The 2908-nt window shown below is 49.8% G+C and carries 3 protein-coding genes; all 3 read right to left on the bottom strand.

Going from position 1 to position 2908, the window contains the following annotated elements; all coding sequences use genetic code 11:
* Positions 1 to 343 precede the first annotated feature (343 nt).
* Positions 344 to 1618: a type II toxin-antitoxin system HipA family toxin gene (locus ABEA08_RS09620; protein WP_345335079.1), complete on the bottom strand. Its 1275-nt coding sequence runs from the start codon at positions 1616 to 1618 to the stop codon at positions 344 to 346.
* A complete protein-coding gene (locus tag ABEA08_RS09615) occupies positions 1618 to 1923 on the bottom strand; it encodes a helix-turn-helix domain-containing protein (protein ID WP_345335078.1) in 306 nt (101 codons plus the stop codon). The genes ABEA08_RS09620 and ABEA08_RS09615 overlap by 1 nt, the downstream gene beginning before the upstream one ends.
* Positions 1924 to 2231: 308 nt before the next feature.
* The coding region (locus tag ABEA08_RS09610) for a transposase (protein WP_486322304.1) at positions 2232 to 2908 on the bottom strand (677 nt) is incomplete at its 5' end.

Here is a 2908-nt window from a genome sequence, read left to right as displayed (position 1 = left end):
GACTTAAGTTGGGCAATTGATTTCATCGCAACTAACTGCCACCGGGCCCAGCAGTCAAAAGCCAAGCAGGCCAACAGTTTGGAGGCCGTTTGGGAGCACCTAAATGCTTAAGGTTCAGGCTATGAGCGTTGAAATGGTGTCCCCCGAGGGACTCAACAAGCCAATAGCACGACTCAAACCATTGTTACTCATTGTTTTATTTTACAGTGGCGTTACCAAAAAGCGGCTCTTCATATGCCCTTGAACGGGGTTATTAAACAGCAACCTCAGCTAAGATTTTCGTCACTAATGCTGCGCTTACACCACCCTTTTAGGGTTCCACATGATTCATCGAATACCTCATCTATGCGCTTAGATTAAGGCGAAAGTCTTCGTGCAATCTATTCATGTGCTCTACCAACAACGCTTTTTGCTTACTATCCATTGGCAGCTCGGCGAGCAAGGTCGGCCATATCTCCCGCGCCTTAGCCACCGTGTCTTTCACGATCTTTTGCATCAGGGTTGGCCGGATCCCAAGCTCTTTTGCCAGTGCCTTGAACTGGACTAGCGATACGTCATACCACCGCTTCGTCCCCATCAACTTAAGCGCGAAGTCTTGCTCATTTTGGATGTAGACGACGGTGCTAACAATGTCATAAGCAGGGCTGAGTCTTGGCCTTGTGCCGTTGCTGTATATCAAGGTCCAATTTTTTAGATGGGCATCGCCATTGCCAACCAAGATGTTGACCACTAGGCGCCGAACAAACTCCTCCATGTCCTCCCGAAAAGCATCGGCGTCCATCAAACTCCTCATGATTAACAGCATCTGCTGATAGTTCACCTTCTCATACTTCTCCCGGGCATACTGTTCGGTTATCTGAGCAAAGTCCTCGGTATGGATCCGCTGTGTACCATGTCGATCGAACCTGTGGATCAGATAGGCGTGCTGTTCTTGTGGCAACTGGATATTGGGCAATTCACCTACCGCCGACAAAGGCGCAAGATCAATATCAGGAATGCGCACACCAACCGATTCGGCCAGCCGCATTGCCGTGTACTCATTTGCGGGCACAAAGGGATGGTTTGTTGATGGTGTTTTGACGATCCAGTTGTCGTCCCCGGATTCCTGCGAAACATTGAATCGACCATCGCCCTTAATCGCCGAGAACTTCATCTGTACGCCAGCAAGGGCCTGATCGCCAACTTCCTCTGGTGGCGCAATTTGGATAGCTTCTGCTTGTTCGCGGGCAACTAGGGCCCAGCTAGGGATTTCCCCGGCAGGGATAGGCTCTGCTATCAGTGCTCCTGGCAAGTTCCGGCCAAGCGATAGCATCAGGATAAACTCATCATCCTCAGCAATTTTTAGTCGCAGAGCATGATAGGTTCGTAGCGCTCCCTCAGGCAGCAAGTTTGATAAAAGCGCCGGTAAGCGATTGGTTCGGATCTGTGGTCGCTGCAGATAACCAGAATCGGCCAACTGCTGCAGCGTGACGATGGGTCGATCTGGAGATGTCGATGCTGCGTATTCAGGATCAAAGCTCAGAATGTTCTTGTTGCCTGCAAATCGTGCGACCACGCCTACCCGAATACCGTGTAGATGCAATGCTATCCCTTGAACTTGCTCCTGACGCTTCTGCATCACTTCTCATTCTCCGCGGAAGACTTACCAAGGATCTGATGGATGAGATTGACCGGTCGTTCTGGCTCAGAAGGTTTATGCCCAGCTTCGGTAAACTGATTGCTATCTCTTTCAACCAAAGTCACGTCGTAGCCCAGCGAGTCCGCCCAAGCCAGGAAATTACTCAGCTTCATATCGTTGGCTTTCTCCATTCTGGAGATCTGTTGCTGCTTAAATCCAGCCAAGCCCTCGAAATCTCCCTGACCCAACCCTCTTTGTTTGCGGGTATAAATCAGCTTCTGGACGAGCTCTTTAATGGTTGTCATTGGTAGGCTCCATCGGCTTACAACGCTTAAGTAGTACACGACCCTAGTACTACATATAAGTAGTAAATGACACAATTTACAACCCCATGGTTGTAAATCCAAGCCAAAACAACATAGGAGTTGTTTCCGATGTTAGCTAGTGGCTGTTTGGAGTGAAGGTTTTGCTGGATCACGGCTGTGACATGCCCCTGAGTGCGATTTGCCCACCCAGCGCCCTTTAGAAGTGATTTTCAACGTCGAAGCCTGAACCGAGAGCGCAGGAAATGACCGCAGTGACGGTCTAGAAAAGCGGATGGACAAAGAAGTTCTTATGCCGTACTTAGCAGTGCTCGTGCGTTTGAAATGCCATTGGCACGTTGGTGATGAGTATGCTCGGCAAACAGGCGAAGCTTGGCTTCCCGGCCAGCGGCGCGATGGAATTTATGCTCAAACTCCGTCGTAAGCGTCAGCCAGTTGGCCGGTGATATCTGCAGTCGGCTGAGTAAATCCGGTATCGCCTCTGGGATATGGCCGACTTTGTCATCACGGATGATACGTCCCGTCTGTTCAACCAGTTCCAAATAATCATCAATCGCAAATGCTAAGCCCTGAGACATATCGCCATTTTGAGGAGCAGTGAATGCCGCTAACTCTTTTGGTTGCTTGCCTGACAATGCGGCTTTAATGCGTCGTTGGATACTGGTGTGGTCGGATTGCTCAGGTGTTTTCGCCATATTGGCGCGGATGGGGTTAAGGTCGACGTAAACCATACAGGCCAGTACAGCTGCATCATCCAATAATGCTTGAGACTTAAATCGACCCTCCCAAAATCGACCAGTACAACCATCCTCGCGATTGGCCTCACGGGCAATATATATTCGGTAGTGTTCAGATTTCTGTGTCATTTGCTTAAAATCAATCCAAAAGGAATAGCGAATGACCAAACCTACTTTCGACATGGAAGCCGCCATTGAGGCACTTCGCTCAGGCCAAGACCTGACCGGTA

The organism is Ferrimonas pelagia (assembly GCF_039543565.1).
GTDB classification, from domain to species: domain Bacteria; phylum Pseudomonadota; class Gammaproteobacteria; order Enterobacterales; family Shewanellaceae; genus Ferrimonas; species Ferrimonas pelagia.
This window is presented reverse-complemented; position numbering and strand designations above follow the sequence as displayed.